This is a genomic window from Caulobacter sp. AVps18 (assembly GCF_058681425.1).
In genome coordinates this window covers 2992060-3009442 of sequence record NZ_CM178737.1, presented here as the reverse complement: position 1 = coordinate 3009442, position 17383 = coordinate 2992060, and the positions used below count along the sequence as shown (strand labels likewise).

General features: G+C 67.0%; 17 protein-coding genes. 11 read left to right on the top strand and 6 right to left on the bottom strand.

Features of this window, described 5'->3' with window-relative positions; translation table 11 throughout:
- Window positions 1-19 precede the first annotated feature (19 nt).
- Both ACW179_RS13795 and ACW179_RS13790 read left to right on the top strand, forming a co-directional pair.
- On the top strand, window positions 20-997 hold the full coding sequence (locus ACW179_RS13795; protein WP_492060050.1) for a phosphotransferase family protein: 978 nt from the start codon (window positions 20-22) through the stop codon (window positions 995-997).
- Entirely contained in the window at window positions 994-1362 is a 369-nt protein-coding gene (locus ACW179_RS13790) for a DUF6285 domain-containing protein (RefSeq protein WP_492060049.1), read from the top strand. Before ACW179_RS13795 ends, ACW179_RS13790 begins: the two co-directional genes overlap by 4 nt.
- Here the strand turns inward: ACW179_RS13790 and ACW179_RS13785 are convergent.
- Both ACW179_RS13785 and ACW179_RS13780 read right to left on the bottom strand, forming a co-directional pair.
- Window positions 1323-2447 carry a DUF3089 domain-containing protein gene (locus ACW179_RS13785; RefSeq protein WP_492060048.1) on the bottom strand — a complete coding sequence of 375 codons (1125 nt, stop codon included), beginning with the start codon at window positions 2445-2447 and terminating at the stop codon, window positions 1323-1325. The genes ACW179_RS13790 and ACW179_RS13785 overlap by 40 nt on opposite strands.
- A 31-nt stretch (window positions 2448-2478) precedes the next feature.
- Window positions 2479-3681: an acetyl-CoA acetyltransferase gene (locus ACW179_RS13780; protein ID WP_492060047.1), complete on the bottom strand. Its 1203-nt coding sequence runs from the start codon at window positions 3679-3681 to the stop codon at window positions 2479-2481.
- Between the two features lie 51 nt (window positions 3682-3732).
- Here ACW179_RS13780 and ACW179_RS13775 point away from each other — a divergent pair, with 51 nt between their 5' ends.
- Window positions 3733-4008, top strand: a complete 276-nt coding sequence (locus ACW179_RS13775) for a type II toxin-antitoxin system VapB family antitoxin (protein ID WP_492060046.1) — start codon at window positions 3733-3735, stop codon at window positions 4006-4008.
- Complete coding sequence (locus ACW179_RS13770) at window positions 4005-4391, top strand: type II toxin-antitoxin system VapC family toxin (RefSeq protein WP_492060045.1); 387 nt, start codon at window positions 4005-4007, stop codon at window positions 4389-4391. Before ACW179_RS13775 ends, ACW179_RS13770 begins: the two co-directional genes overlap by 4 nt.
- 7 nt (window positions 4392-4398) lie before the next feature.
- Here the strand turns inward: ACW179_RS13770 and ACW179_RS13765 are convergent, their stop codons facing one another.
- The 3 genes from ACW179_RS13765 to kdsA form a co-directional block, all read right to left on the bottom strand.
- Window positions 4399-5880 carry a hydroxymethylglutaryl-CoA synthase family protein gene (locus ACW179_RS13765; protein WP_492060044.1) on the bottom strand — a complete coding sequence of 494 codons (1482 nt, stop codon included), beginning with the start codon at window positions 5878-5880 and terminating at the stop codon, window positions 4399-4401.
- A gap of 123 nt (window positions 5881-6003) precedes the next feature.
- Window positions 6004-7005: an ADP-glyceromanno-heptose 6-epimerase gene (gene rfaD / locus ACW179_RS13760; protein ID WP_492060043.1), complete on the bottom strand. Its 1002-nt coding sequence runs from the start codon at window positions 7003-7005 to the stop codon at window positions 6004-6006.
- 4 nt (window positions 7006-7009) lie between these two features.
- Complete coding sequence (gene kdsA, locus ACW179_RS13755; protein WP_492060042.1) at window positions 7010-7876, bottom strand: 3-deoxy-8-phosphooctulonate synthase; 867 nt, start codon at window positions 7874-7876, stop codon at window positions 7010-7012.
- A gap of 60 nt (window positions 7877-7936) precedes the next feature.
- On the opposite strand from kdsA, the gene ACW179_RS13750 reads away from it, so the two are divergent.
- The 3 genes from ACW179_RS13750 to ACW179_RS13740 all read left to right on the top strand — a co-directional run bounded on the left by ACW179_RS13750 (window position 7937) and on the right by ACW179_RS13740 (window position 11021).
- Complete coding sequence (locus ACW179_RS13750) at window positions 7937-9385, top strand: cryptochrome/photolyase family protein (RefSeq protein WP_492060041.1); 1449 nt, start codon at window positions 7937-7939, stop codon at window positions 9383-9385.
- A 47-nt stretch (window positions 9386-9432) separates the two neighbouring features.
- Window positions 9433-10668, top strand: coding sequence for a class I SAM-dependent methyltransferase (locus tag ACW179_RS13745; RefSeq protein ID WP_492060040.1), 1236 nt, complete (start codon window positions 9433-9435; stop codon window positions 10666-10668).
- A gap of 68 nt (window positions 10669-10736) precedes the next feature.
- A complete protein-coding gene (locus ACW179_RS13740) occupies window positions 10737-11021 on the top strand; it encodes a hypothetical protein (RefSeq protein ID WP_492060039.1) in 285 nt (94 codons plus the stop codon).
- Here the strand turns inward: ACW179_RS13740 and ACW179_RS13735 are convergent.
- Window positions 11018-12556 carry a cryptochrome/photolyase family protein gene (locus ACW179_RS13735; protein WP_492060038.1) on the bottom strand — a complete coding sequence of 513 codons (1539 nt, stop codon included), beginning with the start codon at window positions 12554-12556 and terminating at the stop codon, window positions 11018-11020. The genes ACW179_RS13740 and ACW179_RS13735 overlap by 4 nt on opposite strands.
- 119 nt (window positions 12557-12675) lie before the next feature.
- Here ACW179_RS13735 and ACW179_RS13730 point away from each other — a divergent pair, with 119 nt between their 5' ends.
- The 4 genes from ACW179_RS13730 to ACW179_RS13715 all read left to right on the top strand — a co-directional run bounded on the left by ACW179_RS13730 (window position 12676) and on the right by ACW179_RS13715 (window position 17239).
- The gene (locus ACW179_RS13730; RefSeq protein WP_492060037.1) at window positions 12676-13674 is read left to right on the top strand and encodes a cysteine synthase A; all 999 of its coding nucleotides are present in this window, start codon (window positions 12676-12678) and stop codon (window positions 13672-13674) included.
- A gap of 108 nt (window positions 13675-13782) precedes the next feature.
- Entirely contained in the window at window positions 13783-14637 is an 855-nt protein-coding gene (gene sseA / locus ACW179_RS13725) for a 3-mercaptopyruvate sulfurtransferase (protein WP_492064316.1), read from the top strand.
- Window positions 14638-15512: 875 nt separating this feature from the next.
- Window positions 15513-16679, top strand: a complete 1167-nt coding sequence (metC, locus tag ACW179_RS13720) for a cystathionine beta-lyase (RefSeq protein ID WP_492060036.1) — start codon at window positions 15513-15515, stop codon at window positions 16677-16679.
- Entirely contained in the window at window positions 16676-17239 is a 564-nt protein-coding gene (locus ACW179_RS13715) for a DUF1697 domain-containing protein (RefSeq protein ID WP_492060035.1), read from the top strand. Before metC ends, ACW179_RS13715 begins: the two co-directional genes overlap by 4 nt.
- Window positions 17240-17383: the final 144 nt, after the last annotated feature.

Here is a 17383-nt window from a genome sequence, read left to right as displayed (position 1 = left end):
GCACTGAGAGCCTGTCAGAATGGACATCGCCGCCGCCCTCGCCCGCCTCGCGCCTCGCCTGTCGCCCACGGCCAAGACGGCGCTGAACGCCCACCGGCTGTCGGGCGGGGCCAGCCTGGAAACCTGGGCCTTCGATCTGGATGACGGCACGCCGCTGATCCTGCGTCGCCGCCCCGACAATGCCCCGCCGCGTGACACCGCCCAGCCCCTGGCCTCCGAGGCCGCCCTGATCCGCGCCGCCACCACGACCGGCGCGCCGGTCCCGGTGGTGGTGCTGGTCTGTGATCCCGGCGATGAGCTCGGCGAGGCCTATGTCATGCGCCGGCTGGAGGGCGAGACCCTGGGCAAGCGTATCGTGCGCGATGCCGCCTTCGACGCCGTCCGCCCCGATCTGGCCCGGCGCTGCGGCGCGGTCCTGGCCCAGATCCACGCTACGCCGCTCGATGGCCTGCCGCCCCTGGCCACCTCGGACGCCCTGGGCGAACTGGCGCGCTACGAAGACGTCTATCGCGAGACCAACGCCGCGCGGCCCACCTTCGAGGCGGCGTTCCGCTGGCTGGAGAGCGCCGCGCCGACGCCGGTCCCGTCCGTGCTGGTGCATGGCGATTTTCGCAACGGCAACCTGATGATCCACCCCCAGGGCGGCCTCGTGGGCGTGCTGGACTGGGAGCTGGCCCATCTGGGCGATCCGGCCGAGGACCTGGGCTGGATCTGCGTCAATTCCTGGCGCTTTGGCCAGTGGCGTAGGCCCGTCGGCGGCTTTGGCGACTATCAGGCCCTGCTGGACGGCTATGCCCAAGCCGGCGGCGGCGAGATCCCGCTCTCTCGTGTGCAGTTCTGGCAGGCCCTGGGCTCACTGAAATGGGGCGTCATCTGCCTGATGATGTATTCCAGCTTCGCGACCGGCGCCGATCCCTCCATCGAGCGGGCCATGATCGGACGGCGGGTCAGCGAGACCGAGATCGATCTGGTTCACCTGATGGAGGTCATGGCGTGATCACCTGCCCCACTGCCGCCGAACTGCGCAGCGCGCTGGAGCGGTTCGACACGATGGACGACGGCGACGGCCGCCAGGCCTTCCTGTCGCGTGTGGCCGACAACGCAAGGGCCCTGCTGGCGCGCGAGGCCACGCTGGGCCAGACCGCCGAGCAAGCGGAACGAGCTAGGCTGGTCGATCTGCTGGGTGTCGAGGGCGATGTTGATCACCTCAATGGGAAACTCTGCCAAGCCCTGGCGTCGGGGGCCCTGGCCCCACGCGATCCCGCCGTGCTGGCTCACCTTCGGGCCAGCGCCATCGATCGCATCGCCATCGACCAGCCGACCTATTGCGGGCTGGAGGCCTTGATGGCCACGCGGGCCTGAGCATCGGCCTCGATGTCGGCATAGAACAGGTTGTAGCCGGCCACCTTGTGACGGTCGGCCCACGAACCGGCATCGCGTAGCGCCGTCGATTTGGGCCGGCCGGTGTGCAGCAGGCCATCCTCGCACTGGGCCCAGACCTGGCGCTGCAGGAAGGCCGGCCGGGCGCCCCACTCCAGACCCGTGGCGTTGGCGGCGCCCAGGTTCAGCCGGGCCGGCGCGCGCATCTCTCCGGTTCCGCCCAGCAAGGGATTGAAACACAGCGCCTTGCGGCCATCCAGGTCGATCAGCTGGTCGCCGTCGTCCCAGATCAGCGAGCGATGGGTCAGGTCCTGCATCCTCTGGAAATCACCCTCCTGCAGCGACGCCCAGGCCGCGACGCAGCCGATCCGCGCTTGGCCGTCACAGGCCGGGATGGGCGCCATCGGGCCGTACTCCTGCGCGGGAGCCACGGTCTCGATCAGATAGGCCGCCACCAGCCGCTGCTTGATTGCGGGATGGGCCGCGACCTCTTCGCGCAGCAGCCGCGCGGCCATTGACCCGCCCTGCTCGACGCCGACCAGGATGAACGGCCGACCGCGATTATAGTCCTTCAGATAGAGCTGGAACGCCGCGCGCACGTCACCATAGGCAAAGCGCCTCGCCGCCCGGGCATCGTCGCGCAGCGTCAGATAGGTGTAGAGGCTGGCCTGACGGTAACGCGGCGCGAAGACCCGCCCCACCCGGTAGAACGGCCCGGCATAGTTGGGCAGCACCACCCGCGACAGAAACCGCTGGGCGCGGGGCTGGTCGATGGCGCCGTTCCAGTCCTGGCCGCCGTCGAAGGTGGTGGGATGGACGAAGAACACATCGACCGGAGGCTCGCCCGAGGCGGGCTGCGCCGGAGACTTCGGCAACAGGGCCCAGGATGCGGCCTTGGCATAGTCCGGGGCCGGCGGCGGCTTGTAGGTGAGGAACGGAACCTTGGGGTCCAGCGCGTTGCTGAGGATGTCGTAGCGCCACACGAAGGCGGCGGCGACCACCAGCCCCGCCAGCAGCACCGCCCCGGCGAAGATCCACCGTTTGAAACCCTTGAAGCGTTCGCCCATGCGTCGTGGTTACACCAAGCGCAGGCCGCGATTAAGCCCCCTCCTGCCCGATGATCGCCACCGAGCAGACATTGCTGGCCGGCGCACCGCCCAGATTGTGGGTCATGCCGAACACCGGGTCTTTCAACTGCCGGGGCCCGGCCCTGCCCTGCAGCTGCAGGTACATCTCGTAGAGCATCCGCAGTCCCGACGCGCCGATGGGGTGGCCAAAGCACTTCAGTCCCCCGTCGATCTGGCAGGGCACGCCGCCGTCAGCGTCGTAGAAGCCGTCCATCACGTCGCGCCAGCCCTGCCCTTCGGGCGAGATGAACAGGTCCTCCATGGTCACCAGCTCGGTGATCGAGAAGCAGTCATGCACCTCGATCATCGAGATCTGCTCGCGCGGTCGCTCGATGCCGGCTTCGCGATAGGCCTTGCCGGCCGCGATGCGGGCAGTGTGGAAGTGGCTGCCGTCCCAGCCGTTGTACTGGCTCTCATAGCCGTTGGAGACCGACAGCTGCAGTGCCTTGACCATGGCCAGGTTCTTCTTGCCCATCGCCTTGGCAATTTCCGGCGTAGTGACGATGGCGCAGGCCGCGCCGTCCGATACGCCGCAGCAGTCGAACAGGCCCAGCGGCTCGGCGATCATCGGGGCGTTCAGCACCTGGTCCACCGTGATCGGCTTTTGCAGGTGAGCCTTGGCATTCTTGGCCCCGTTGGCGTGGCTCTTGACCGAAACATGGGCGATGGCCCGTTTCAGGTCGTCTTTCGAGACCCCGTGCTTGGCCCGGTAGGCGCTGGCCAGTTGGGCGAAGTTGCCCGGGGCCGAGCCGTTGGGCATGACCTGCGGCGTCAGGGTGCCGGGATTGGCCACGGGCAGACCGCCATAGCCGGTGTCCTTCAGCTTCTCGACGCCCAGGGCGATGGCGATATCGGCCGCGCCCGAGGCAACGGCATAGACAGCGCCCCTAAAAGCTTCCGACCCCGAGGCGCAGAAGTTCTCCACCCGGGTCACGGCGATATTGGGCAGGCGCAGGGCAATCGACATCGGCGTGCCGCCCTTGCCCGTACCCATCTCGTCGACATGGGTCGAGAACCAGGCCGCGTCCAGCTGGCTGGGTTCAATGCCGGCGTCGCTCATGGCCTCGATATAGGCCTCGACCATCAGGTCGTCGGGACCGGCGTCCCAGCGCTCGCCGAACTTGCTGCAGCCCATCCCCAGGATGGCGACCTTGTCGCGAATGCCCTTGGCCATGGTGGTGCTCCCTAAACTTGGCTCGGCTTGGAGGCCGTTTTGATTGGGTGTATGTTTGGCCGCATGACGCGGATCATCCTCACCGACGAAGCGGATCGCTTCGCCCGCCAAGTGGTGGAGCAAACCGGCGATAGCCTCGCCGATGTCGTCACGCGCGCTCTTCGCGCAGAGGCCGAACGGACGCCGCCGAAGCTCCAGAAACCCCGCACACGTGAAGAGAAACTAGCGTTCATGACCGAGTTGCAACGGCGTTCTGCAGCTCTACCAGTACTCGACCCGCGCTCACCCGAGGAGATGCTGTACGACGAGGACGGCCTTCCTAGGTGATCGTCCTCGATACCTCCGCCGTATTGGCGATGTTGTGGAAGGAGTCGGAGGCCGTCTCCTTCCTGGACGCTATCGTCGGTGTAGATGGCCTTCTGATGTCCGCTCCCACCCGCCTCGAGCTCCAGATCGTCGGCCTGCGGCGTAAAGGCCCTGGCGAAGGGGAGAACATCGCGCGGTTCGTTGACGACTTCGATGTTATGATCGAGCCTTTCGATACGGTCCAACTTGACCTGGCCTCGTGGGCATATGAGACCTACGGCAAGGGCCGCTTTGGCCTGAACTATGGCGACTGCTTCAGCTATGCCCTGGCCAAGTCCCGTGACCTGCCGCTGCTGTTCAAGGGCGAGGATTTCGCCGCCACCGATGTGAAGCGCGCGGTCTGACACGGCCCTATTCCGCCGCCACAGCCGACGCGGAAGAGACGGCCGACCGATCCGGTGCCGCCTTCCAGAAATAGCGGACGAAGCCCCGCTTCTCGTCGACGTCCTTGATCCGGAACACCATCTTGACCGGCAGACCGGTGTCGACGTCGCCGGGCGACACATCGGTGATGTCCATCATGATCCGGCCGCCGCCTTCGAAAACGATCATGCCGTAGTGGTTGGGCGGGGCCATCGAGAAGGTCAGGTAGTCGGCCGAATAGCTGAGCACCGACGCTTTTCGTTCGGCAAAGCGATAGGGCTCCTGGGTGTCCACGGCAGGGTTGTTGGGGGCCACCGAGATGCGGGTGCGGGGAAACTGCACGACGCCGCTCTCACGGCAACGACCGCCGACCAGCCCCAGGATCATGTCCTCGTTGCGATAGAGGGTGGTCAGGGCGGTCTTGTTGTCCTTCTCGGCCCGCATGCCCTTGTCCCATTCGACCAGACCATTGAAGGTCAGGAACTTCATGTAGTTGGTCTCTTCCTGGCGGTCGGCCAGCGCGCCCGTCACGCCCCGCGCAGGGCGCGGGCACTGCCCCGTGGCCCGGAACACCAGCGCCTCGGCGCCCTGGCCAAACTGGGCCACGACGATGATCTCACCGGCCTGGGCCTGCTCCAGGGCATGGGCCAAAAGGATCGGTCCGTGGGCGCAGCCGGCTTCGCCCATCACGGCGGCCAGGTTGTCGCGCACCGCTTCGGGCCGGATGCCCAGCCCCTTGGCCAGGGTCGCGGCCATGCCGGCAAAGGTCGAGGGGAAGCAGAAGTGCGCCACGTCCGATGCGGCCACGCCCGCCGCCTCAAGGGCCCGCTTCACGGCGGGCGGGACCAGCTTGACGATGCCCTCATCGCGGATCCAGCGCTCTTCCCACTGATAGTCGAAGCCGCCGTCATTGCCCCGGAAGTGGTCGACGAAATCGTCGGTCACACTGCCCCGACCCAGCAGCTCGGCCGCGCCGGGGTCTGCGGTCACAACAAAGGCCGCCGCGCCGTCACCGCAGTCCAGCTCCAGCGCCGAGGCCGCACGTGTCCGGCGATGCTCGCCCGCCGTCACGAGCGCGGCCCTGGCCACCCCGCCCTGCACGGCCGCCAGGGCCTGACCCAGGGCGGTCAAACCACAGCGCTGCGAGCCGGTGACGTCACTGGCGCTGATGGACTTCTCGAGAGTCAGTGCTGCTGAAACAATGCCGGCATTCAGCCTGTCGGCGAACGGGGCCGTCGTGGAGGCAAAATAGAGCGCGTCGATCTGGCTGCGATCATCGCTCGCGCCAAGAGCGTCGCGAGCCGCCTCGACCGCCATGGTCAGGGCGTCCTCATCCCAGTTGGCCATCGAGCGCTCGCCCTTGCCCTTGGACCTGAGATTCGGAGCGACCCAGGCATTGGCCTCAACCACCGCCTTGCGGCTCAGACGCAAACGCGGCGCATAGGCACCCCAGGCGGCGATACCAACCATGTTCCACTCCCTGATCGCCGCCCGTTTCAGCGACTTATCAGCGGTTAGCTTACGCTCGCGGAAGGGGTCGGCAAGTGTGACGTGGCGGCAGGTCTGGCAGCTTTTTCGCGCGTCGTGCGCCCGTCACCGGTAAGGATCATCCGTATTCAGATAACCCGCCACATAGTCCTCGACGCCGTCCTCCAGCACGGTCATCGGCGCGGAATAGCCAGCCGCCCGCAGCCGGCTCATATCGGCCTGGGTGAAGTACTGGTACTTGCCCCGCAGCACTTCGGGCATGTCGATATAGCTGATGTCCGGGGCCCGCCCGATGGCCTGGAAGGTCGCCTCGGCCAGGTCCTTGAAGCTGCGGGCCTGGCCTGAGCCCAGGTTGTAGACCCCGTTGACCTGCGGATTATCGGCCAACCAGGCCACGATATCGGCCACGTCGCGCACATAGACGAAGTCGCGCAGCTGACCGCCGTCCTCATAGTCTGGGTTGTGTGACTTGAAGAGCTTGACGCCCTCACCCGCCGCGATCCGGGGCCAGATCTGGCAGACCACCGACTTCATGCCGCCCTTGTGGTCCTCGTTAGGGCCGTAGACGTTGAAGAACTTCAGCCCCGCCCACTGCAGCGGCGCCCGGCCCCGTGCGGCTTCACGGACGGCATAGATGTCGAACAGCGCCTTGGACCAGCCATAGGCGTTGAGCGGCCGCAGGGCTTTGAGCGACTCGATGTCGTCCTTGCCGTCGAACCCCAGGGCGCCGTCGCCATAGGTCGCCGCAGAAGACGCATAGATCATCCGCCGGCCACGCTGGGCGCACCAGTCCCACAGGTCGCGGGACAGGCTGAAATTGGCGTGGATGATCTTGTCGGCGTCCGGCTCGGTCGTGGACGAGACCGCGCCCATGTGAATGACCAGCTCCACGTCGCCGCCGCGCTTGGCCAGCCAGTCGAACAGGTTCTCGGGTGCCACGAAGTCGGCGATGGGGTGCTTGGCAATGTTGCGCCACTTGCCCAGGGCCGCGTCGCGCAGGCGATCGCAGACCACAACATCGATATCCGGATCCTCACACAGGCGCGCGACGATGTTGGAGCCGATGAAGCCGGTGCCGCCGGTGACGAGGACGGTGCGACGGGTCATCGGATCAGGCCGCGCGCTTGGTCAGGGCGTCGTATTCGAGCAGGTTGGCGACCAGGGCCTCGAACTGGCTCATCGGCACCATGTTGGGGCCGTCAGACGGCGCGTTATCGGGGTCGGGGTGGGTTTCCATGAACACGCAGGCCACGCCGATCGAGACCGCCGCGCGGGCCAGCACCGGCACGAACTCGCGCTGACCACCGGACGATCCGCCCAGGCCGCCGGGCTGCTGCACGCTGTGGGTGGCGTCGAAGACCACCGGGCAGCCGATCTCCTTCATGATCGGCAGGCTGCGCATGTCGCTGACCAGGGTGTTGTAGCCGAACGACACGCCGCGCTCGCAGGCCATGACATTGGGATTGCCCGCGCCGGTCACCTTGGCGATGACGTTCTTCATGTCCCACGGGGCCAGGAACTGGCCCTTCTTGATATTGATCGCGCGGCCCGTGGCGGCTGCGGCCAGCAGCAGATCGGTCTGGCGGCACAGGAAGGCCGGGATCTGGATCACGTCGACCGCCTCGGCCACCGGGGCGCAGTGGCTGATCTCGTGAACATCGGTCAGGGTGGGCAGGCCAGTGACCTCGCGGATCTCCTGGAAGATCGGCAGGCTGTCATGCAGCCCGATGCCGCGCTGGGCGTTGGCCGAGGTGCGATTGGCCTTGTCGTAGGAGGTCTTGTAGATCAGACCGACGCCGAGGCGATCGGCCATCTCCTTCAGGGCGTGGGCGGTCTCCAGCGCGTGCTGGCGGCTCTCCATCTGGCAGGGACCGGCGATGATCGACAGCCGCTCGCCGTTACCGATGCGGACGGGCGCGCCGGTCGGGGTCTTGATCTCGACAACGGCGTTGGGGGCTACGGCTTGGGGCTGACTCAAGGCAAGGCTTCCGGCGAAGTGAAGAATTCAGGCCAGACAGGTGGCCCCAGAAGCGGAACGGTGCAAGTGCGGATCGACATCCAAGGCGACGGACCCATCCTGGTGTGGCTGCGCAAGGACCTGCGCCTGGCCGACAATCCCGCCCTACAGGCGGCCCTGGCCACCGGCCGGGCGGTGGTTCCGGTCTACATTCTCGACGAAACGCCCGGCGTGCGGCCCATGGGCGGGGCCTCGCTGTGGTGGTTGGACAAGTCGCTGCGGGCTCTGACCGCCGACATCGAAGCACGCGGCGGGCGGTTGATCCTGCGACGCGGCCGGGCCGCCGCCGTGCTGGACGAGCTGATCGCCGAGACCGAGGCCGCAGGCGTGGTCTGGAACCGCCTCTACGACAAGGCCGCCATGGATCGCGATGCGGCGATCAAGGCCGACCTGCGAGGCCGGGGTCTGGCCTGCAAAAGCTATAATGCCGGCCTGCTCAACGAGCCCTGGACGGTCAAGAACGGCTCTGGCGAGGGCTACAAGGTCTTCACGCCTTACTGGCGGGCCGCTCGCGAGCACATCGGCGAGGTGACTGTATCGCCTGCGCCGGCCGCCCTGCCCGCCCCGACGCGCCAGCCGCCCAGCGAGCGACTGGCGGACTGGGGCCTGCATCCCACTGCGCCCGACTGGTCCGGCGGCTTCTCGCTCTGGACGCCCGGCGAGGCCGGCGCGGCCGAGCGGCTTTCAGCGTTCCTGGCCGGCAAGGTGCTGAACTATGCCGACCAGCGCGACATCCCCGGCGTCGAGGTCACCTCGCGTCTGTCGCCGCATCTGCATTTCGGCGAGATCGGCCCGCGCCAGGTCTGGGCAGCAACCCGGGCCGCCATCACCGCCGGCGCTGTCCCCGCCGCCCAGGGCGACAAGTTCCTGTCCGAGGTCGGCTGGCGGGAATTCAACCATTCCATCCTTTTCCACCGCCCCGACATCACCACCGCCAATTTCCGGGCCGAGTTCGACGCCTTCCCCTGGAACCGCGACGACGCCGCCTTCACGGCCTGGACGCAAGGCCGGACCGGCTATCCCATCGTCGATGCGGGCATGCGCGAGCTGTGGACCACCGGGTTCATGCACAATCGCGTGCGGATGATCGTGGCCTCGTTCCTGGTCAAGCACCTGCTGATCGACTGGCGCGACGGCGAGGCCTGGTTCTGGGACACCCTGGTCGATGCCGACCTGCCCAACAATGTCGGCAACTGGCAGTGGACCGCTGGCAGCGGCGCCGATGCCGCGCCCTACTTCCGCATCTTCAACCCCATCACCCAGGGCGAGAAGTTCGATCCCCGCGGGGTCTATGTGCGGCGCTGGGTCCCGGAACTCTCGACCCTGCCGGACGCTGTTATCCACAGGCCATGGACATCGCCGGCGCATCTCAGCATCACCGCCAAGCGTATCTATGCCCGACCGATCGTGGATCACGCCTTTGCCCGGGAACGGGCCCTGGCTGCCTATCAGAGCCTGAAGGGCGGCTGACAGGATTTACGGCCCCGGTCACGCGAGCGTTTATACCTGGAGTGAACATGCGGACTGCCATGACCTGCTCGGACACAGTGCTCTGGAAAGACCCCGCCCTGAAGAGCGCACCGGGCGCCTTTCGGGCCGTCGTCCGCATCGCCGCAGAAAACTGGGCCGTGGGTTCGCTGATCTTCATCCTGCCGTCGGGCAAGCGCTTCGAGATCGCCGGCAAGGAGCCCGGCCCCCATGCCGTGATCCAGGTTCGCGACTACCGCTTCGTACGCCGGGCCCTGGCGGCCGGCGACATCGGCTTTGCCGAAGGCTTCATGGCCGGAGAATGGGAAACCCCGGACCTGACAACCGTGCTGGAGGCCTTCTCCCTGAACTTCGACCGCCTGCATGAGCTGGTCGAGGGCAACGGGGTGATGCGGGCCGTCAACGCCCTGCTGCACCTGTTCAACCGCAACGACCGCAAGGGCTCGCGCAAGAACATCCACGCCCACTATGACCTGGGCAACGCCTTCTATTCGCGCTGGCTGGACCCCGGCATGACCTATTCCTCGGCCCTCTATGAGCGGCCGGGCCAGTCCCTGGACGAGGCCCAGACGGCCAAATATGCGGCGCTGGCCCGCACGCTCGACCTCAAGCCCGACCACCATGTGCTGGAGATCGGCTGTGGCTGGGGCGGGTTTGCCGACTATGCGGCCCGCGAGGTCGGTGCCCGCGTCACCGCCATCACCATCTCGCAGGCCCAGCACGACTTCGCCCGCAGGCGGATGTTCGAGGCAGGCCTGAACGAGCGGGTCGACATCCAGCTGATCGACTATCGCGACGTGCAGGGCCGTTTTGACCGCGTCGCCTCCATCGAGATGTTCGAAGCGGTCGGCGAGGAATACTGGCCCACCTATTTCGGCAAGATCCGCGACGTGCTGGTCCCCGGCGGACAGGCCGGCCTGCAGATCATCACCATCCGCGACGAGCTGTTCGAGCACTACCGGACCCAGACCGACTTCATCCAGCGCTACATCTTTCCGGGCGGCATGTTGCCCAGCGAGGAACGCCTCAGGGTCCAGACCGATCAGGCGGGTCTCTCGTGGACGGAAATCAACCGCTTCGGCCAGAACTATGCCGACACCCTGGCCCAGTGGGCCGTGCGCTTCGAGGCTGCCTGGGACGAGATCAAGGGGCTGGGCTTCGACGAGCGCTTCCGCCGCCTGTGGCGGTTCTATCTCAGCTATTGCGAGGCAGGCTTCCGCACCGAGCGCACCAATGTGATCCAGCTAGGGCTCAGCAAGGCCTAGACGTTTCGCCTTCGCCTCGCGACCTTGGGTGTGCGTAGATAGCCAAAAGCACAACGAGGTCGCGCCCCATGAACCTCTACACCATGGTCCTGGATTTCCACGGGGGGACCTACATCACCCAGTTCGACGCCCAGACGGCGGTTGACGCGGTGACCGCCTGGTGCGGCGAGCTTCAGGACGAGCAACTGCTGGGCGAGGTCTCGTCCGATATCGCCGAGGGCATCATGATCGACGCGGTCGAGAACCGGCTGGTCGAGGTGGAGGGCCTGCACAATGTCTGGTGCGCCGCCACCACCGCCGGCGGGCCGCTGGCCCTGCTGAACGTCATCGAGACGCACGGCGGCGCGACCTAAACCCCCATCGCCCTGCGCGTTGCCGCCGCCTTGGCCCGGAAGGCGACGCGCTCGGCGTCAGGCATTTTCGACAGGGTCTTGAGCGGCATCATCATCCGCCCCAGACCCGCCAGGCGCTTTTCGTGGCGGTCGAGGAAGTTCCAGTAGAGGGCGTTGAACGGACAGGCCCCCTCGCCCAGCCGGTCCTTGACGTCATAGCGACAGCCTTTGCAGTAATCGCTCATCCGGTCGATATAGGCCCCGCTGGCGGCGTAGGGCTTTGACCCGACAATGCCGCCGTCGGCAAAGGTGGCCATGCCACGCGTATTGGGCATCTCGACCCATTCATAGGCGTCGGCGAACACCACCATGTACCAGTCGTCCACCGCGTCAGGGTGCACCCCCAGCAGCATGGCCAGGTTGCCCGTCACCATCAGCCGCTGGATGTGATGGGCATAGGCATGATCGCGGACCGCCGTCACCGCATCGGCCACGCAGGCCATGTCGGTCTGGCCCGTCCAGTAGAAGGCCGGCAGCTGGCCCTGGGCGTCGAGCGCATTGCGCTGGCCGTACTCCGGCATCTTCAGCCAGTAGACGCCGCGCACAAACTCGCGCCAGCCGAGGATCTGGCGGATGAAACCCTCAACCGCATTCAGCGGCGCGCGGCCCTCGCGCCAGGCCGCCTCGGCCCGCCGGCAGATCTCCAGCGGGTCCAGCAGGCCGATGTTGAGGGCCGGCGAGATCAGGCTGTGCCACAGAAACGGCCGCCCCCAGCTCATGGCGTCCTGCCAGTCGCCAAACCCGGCCAGCATGTCGTCGAAGAAGTGATCCAGGATCGCCCCGGCCTCGTCGGGATTGGTCGGCCAGCCAAAGCCCTCGGCGGTTCCGAAGTGATCCTCAAAGCCGCTTGCGACCATCGCCGTCACGGCCTGGGTGGTGGGATTTGCCGGCGTGCGCAGGCGCTGGGGCGGACGCACCCCGGCCGGCAGCTTGCGACGGTTCTCGGCGTCATAGTTCCACTGCCCGCCGGCCGGCTTGTCGCCGTCCATCAAGAGGCCGGTCTTGCGCCGCATCTCGCGGTAGAAATACTCCATCCGCAGCTCCTTGCGGCCCTCGGCCCAGGCGGCGAACTCCTGGCGCGAGCACAGGAAGCGGTCGTCCTCTCGGGTCTCGAACGGGACAGTCAAAGAGTCAGCCAGGGCCAGCAGATGAGCCTCCAGCCCCCACTTGCCGCAGGCCGTCCGGATCACCCGCCCCAGACCCTCCTCGTCGAGGGCCCGGCGGATCTCCCCGGCGATCGAGCCGCTATTGGCCGGGTCGTCAAGCGTCACATAGCGAACCCGGACACCCCGCGCCCTCAAACGATCAGCGAACTGCCGCATGGCCGACCAGACCAGGATCAGCTTTTGCTTGTGATGCTTCCAGGCCGTGGCCTCGGCGACCGACTCGGTCATCAGCACCACGTCGCAGGCCGGATCGAGGCCCGACAGGGCCGAAAGGCTTTCACTCAGCTGGTCGCCCAGCACCAGGCGCAGGGAACCCTGCCCCCGGTTCATGCGAGAATGCCCATCTGCTGGCGCCCGTCTTCAGGAAAACTGGGCTTGCGTCCGCGCCCTTCGGCACGATCTACCATGCCTCACCGCCTTTGCAGCCAGAAGCGTTCCCAGATCCCGCCATGTCCGTAAAATCCAGCGTCCTGGACGCCATCGGCAATACCCCCCTGATCCGTCTCAACCGCGCCAGTGACGCGACCGGCTGCGAGATCCTGGGCAAGGCCGAGTTCATGAACCCCGGCCAGTCGGTCAAGGATCGCGCCGCCCTGGGCATCATCCGCGATGCCGAGGCCAGGGGCCTGCTGAAGCCCGGCGGGCGCATCGTCGAGGGCACGGCCGGCAATACCGGCATCGGCCTGGCCATGGTCGCCTCGGCGCTGGGCTACAAGACCACCATCGTCATCCCCCGCACCCAGAGCCAGGAAAAGAAGGACGCCATCCGCCTGCTGGGCGCCCAACTGGTCGAGGTGGACGCCGTCCCCTATTCCAACCCCGACAACTATGTCCGCTATTCGGGCCGGCTGGCCGAAGAGCTGGCGGCCAGCGAGCCCAACGGCGTGATCTGGGCCAACCAGTTCGACAACCTCGCCAACCGGCAGGCCCACTACCTGAACACCGGCCCGGAAATCTTCGATCAGACAAACGGTAAGGTCGACGGCTTCATCTGCGCCGTCGGTTCGGGCGGCACCCTGGCCGGGGTGGCGCAGGCCCTGCGCGAACGCAAACCTTCGGTGAAGATCGGCCTGGCCGACCCGTACGGCGCATCGCTCTACAGCTGGTACGCCGACGGCGACATGAAGTCGGAGGGAACCTCGATCAGCGAGGGTATCGGCCAGGGCCGGATCACCGCCAACCTCGAAGGCCTGGTCATCGACCACCCCTTCCGCATCGACGACACCGAGATGCTGAATGTGGTCTTCGACCTCGTGCAGCACGAAGGGATATGCCTGGGCGGCTCGTCGGGCATCAATGTCGCCGGAGCCATCCACATGGCCCGGGCCATGGGCCCCGGCCACACCATCGTGACCATCCTGTGCGACCACGGCTCGCGCTACCAGAGCAAGATCTTCAACCGCGCCTTCCTTGAAGAAAAGGGCCTGCCGGTGCCGGGGTGGATGTGATCAAGAGCGCTTAAGGGCGTCCGCGCCCTTGCCCTGCGTCGTCGATCCCGCAATCCTGCCGTCCTCACAACTGGGGCGAGTCAGACCCCGAAAGGCCGCGCCATGCCCGTGAACACCGTCGTCGATCCCCTGGTCTCCACCGCCTGGCTGGCCGACCATCTCGAGGCGCCGGACGTGCGCATCGTCGACGCGTCCTGGTTCATGCCCGGCACGCCGCGCGACCCGAAGGCGGAGTTCCAGCTGGCCCATATTCCGGGCGCAGTGTTTTTCGATATCGACGAGATCTCCGACGAGACCTCCGACCTGCCGCACATGCTGCCCAGCGCCATCAAGTTCGCCTCGCGGGTGCGCAAGCTGGGTCTGGGCGACGGTTCGCGCATCGTCGTCTATGACAGCACCGGCATCTTTCCGGCCGCGCGGGTCTGGTGGACGTTCCGGGCCATGGGCCACGAGGACGTGGCGGTGCTGGACGGCGGCCTGCCCAAATGGATCGCCGAGGGCCGCCCGATCGAGGACGGCCCGGCCATGGCCCAGGAGCGCCACTTCACCTCGCGCGTCCAGGCCGACATCATTCGCTCGGTCGAGCAGATGAAGACCATCGTCGAGACCGGCCGCGAACAGATCATCGACGCCCGCCCGCCGGGCCGCTTCACCGGCGAGGTCCCCGAACCCCGCGCCGGCCTGCGCGGCGGCCATATGCCAGGCGCTCGCAACATCCCGCTCGGCGCCCTGATCGCCCCGGACGGCACGCTGCTTAGCGCCGACAAGCTGGCGGTCGTGTTCGCGGCCGCCGGCGTCGACACCGCCCGGCCCATCGTCTCGACCTGTGGTTCAGGCATCACCGCCTCGGTCGTCGCCCTGGCCCTGGCCCGCCTGGGCCGCCCCCGTACGGCAGTCTATGACGGCTCCTGGACCGAATGGGGCGGCCGCGAGGATACCGCCGTAGTGACGGGCGAGGCTTGATGGATCCTCCCCCTGAAGGGGGAGGTGTCGCCCCCGCGAAGGCGGGGGAGACGGAGGGGGTAGTTCTGCTGACTCGGGGCGGTCTTCCCCCTCCGGCCTGACGGCCGCCTCCCCCTTCAGGGGGAGGATTTATGGGGATACAGCGCTCTCCATCCCCGGCGCATCGCCCACAAACCCCAACCCAATCAACGCCCTGCAGAAATCTCGCACCGCGCCGTCAAACGCGCTCAAAACGCCCGGCATAATCATCCCACCTCGTCGCGGGGGAAGGGCGCCAGGCCAGCGACCGAAGCGGCGGCGGGGTGTGGTCGAGCGGGAAGCTCAAACGACGGCGGGTCAGAACCGCCAACCCTTTCGTGTCTGGCGGCGGTCGGCCGTGGAACACTAAAACGACGTCACGTCAGGGGTCGGGCGAGCAGCAGGCCGGTTCGGGAGAACCGGCAGTCCGGGTCGGGGTCGCTCCCCGGTCCGCCCGTCGGAGGCTTCAAGGCGGCGAGGCCCAAACACGGCTCAAGCGCCGCGCGCCTCTGAAAGAACGACTGCGCGGAGCGTTCGTCTTCGTCGAAACGGTATTGTCTATCCTTCATCCGGGCGAGGCCCGGACGCTTCGCAGCCCTTCCCACCGCCATCGCAGCGAAAGCGCGAGGTCGGACACACTTGCCCCCACCTGACCGGCTATCGCCGGTCGTCCGCCCCCAGCGGGGGCGGATGGTCTCATCTTCCCCCTCTGGGGGAGGACGGGCGCGCAGCGGCCCGGAGGGGGCCAGCGCCTGCCCCGGCCACGAAAAGCCCGATCCGGCATTCCCGCCTTGAACCGGCTACACCGCGCGCTCTAAACCACCCCTGTCGCCTCCCCGTCTCCCGAGTTGCCCACCATGGACCAAGACACCCAACTGATCCGCACGGGCCATGCGCAAAGCGCCAGGGCCAGGACCGTAAATCCGTTGATCCAGCGCGGGTCCACCGTGCTGCTGCCCGACGCGGCGTCGCTGTATGATGACGATCAGGTCACCTACGGGATCACCGGCCTGTCGACCCCCTCGGCCCTGCAACAGGCCCTGGCCGAGCTGGAAGGGGCGCAGAACGTCACCCTCTATCCGTCGGGCCTGGCGGCGATCACCGGTGCCCTGATGGCGGTACTAAAGGCCGGCGACGAGATCCTGGTGGTCGACAGCGCCTACAAGCCGACCCGCCGGTTTTGCGACCGGTTCCTGGGCCGCTATGGCGTGACCACCCGCTATTACGACCCCGCCCTGTCGCCCGAGGCCCTGATGGCCCTGGTCAGCGACCGGACTCGCCTGATCCTGCTGGAAGCCCCAGGCTCGCTGACCTTCGAGATGCAGGATATCCCGGCCATCGCGGCGGCCGCCAACGCCCGGGGCGTGCTGACCCTGATCGACAACACCTGGGCAGCGGGCCTGCTGTTCAAACCCCTCGCCCATGGCGTGACCCTCAGCGTCCAGGCCCTGACCAAGTATGTGGGCGGCCATTCGGACTGCTTCATGGGCAGCGTGGCGACCAATGATCCGGCGATCATCGCCCTGCTGGACAACGCCATGTGGGACGTGGGCTGGTCGGTGTCGTCGGACGACGCCTACACCATGCTGCGCGGCCTGCGCACCCTGACCACCCGGATGCCCCGCCACCAGGAGAGCGGCCTGACCGTGGCCCGCTGGCTGCAAGGCCGCCCGGAAGTGTCGCGTGTGCTGCACCCTGCCCTGCCCGGCGATGCCGGCCACGCGATCTGGACGCGCGATTTCTCCGGCGCCTGCGGGCTGTTTGGCGTAGTGCTCAAGCCTGTGCGCGAGAAAGCCGTTCACGCCTTCATCAATGCGCTGGAGCTGTTTGGCCTGGGCTTTTCCTGGGGCGGCTATGAGAGCCTGGCGATTCATTGCGATCCGCAGCTCAAGAACCGCACCATCCCGACCCACCTCGAAGGCCCGCTGCTGCGCCTGCATATCGGCCTTGAGAGCCCAGACGACCTGATCGCCGACCTCGACCGCGCCTTTGCTGCCCTGAACCTGGAAGCCACAGCCCCATGACCACCCACATCGCCCTTCTGCGCGGGATCAGCGTCGGCGGCCAGCAACCCATCGCGGCCGAGACCTTCACGGCCCTGCTGGGCGAGTTGGGCATGACCAACGCCCGCGCCGTCGGCGGGGCCAATAACCTGGTGTTCGACAGCCACGAGCGCACCGGCGCTGATCTCCAGACCCTGCTGGAGACCGAGATCCACAGCCGGCTTGGCCTGCGCACCGATGTCTATGTCCGCACCGCCCAGGCCTGGGCCGCGATCATCGCCGCCAACCCCTATACCGACTTTGCGGAAAACGATCCGGGCCTGCTGATGACGCTGTTCCTGAAGGACGCGCCGGACAAGAAGATCATCGGCGCCCTGCGCACCAAGCTGACCGGCGGCGAGCAGCTGCGCGTCGAAAGCCGCCAGCTCTATGTCACCTATCCCGACGGCGTCGGCGGCTCGAAGTTCAGCAACGGAATGGTCGAAAAGGCCCTGTCAACGCGGATCACCGGCCGTCCGTGGACCGTCGTCCAGGCGATCGGCGAGACGATCGGCGAGGCTACGGCGCCCGGCATGGAGTGAAGGACAGCAGTTCGAAACCCGCTCTAGTCTTTTGTTTTCACACGCGTTTCATGCCGAAAACCGGTTCCCACTTTTCGGAACGCGCTCTAGTCTTTTGTTTTCACGCACGTTTCATTCCGAAAACCGGTTCCCACTTTTCGGAAC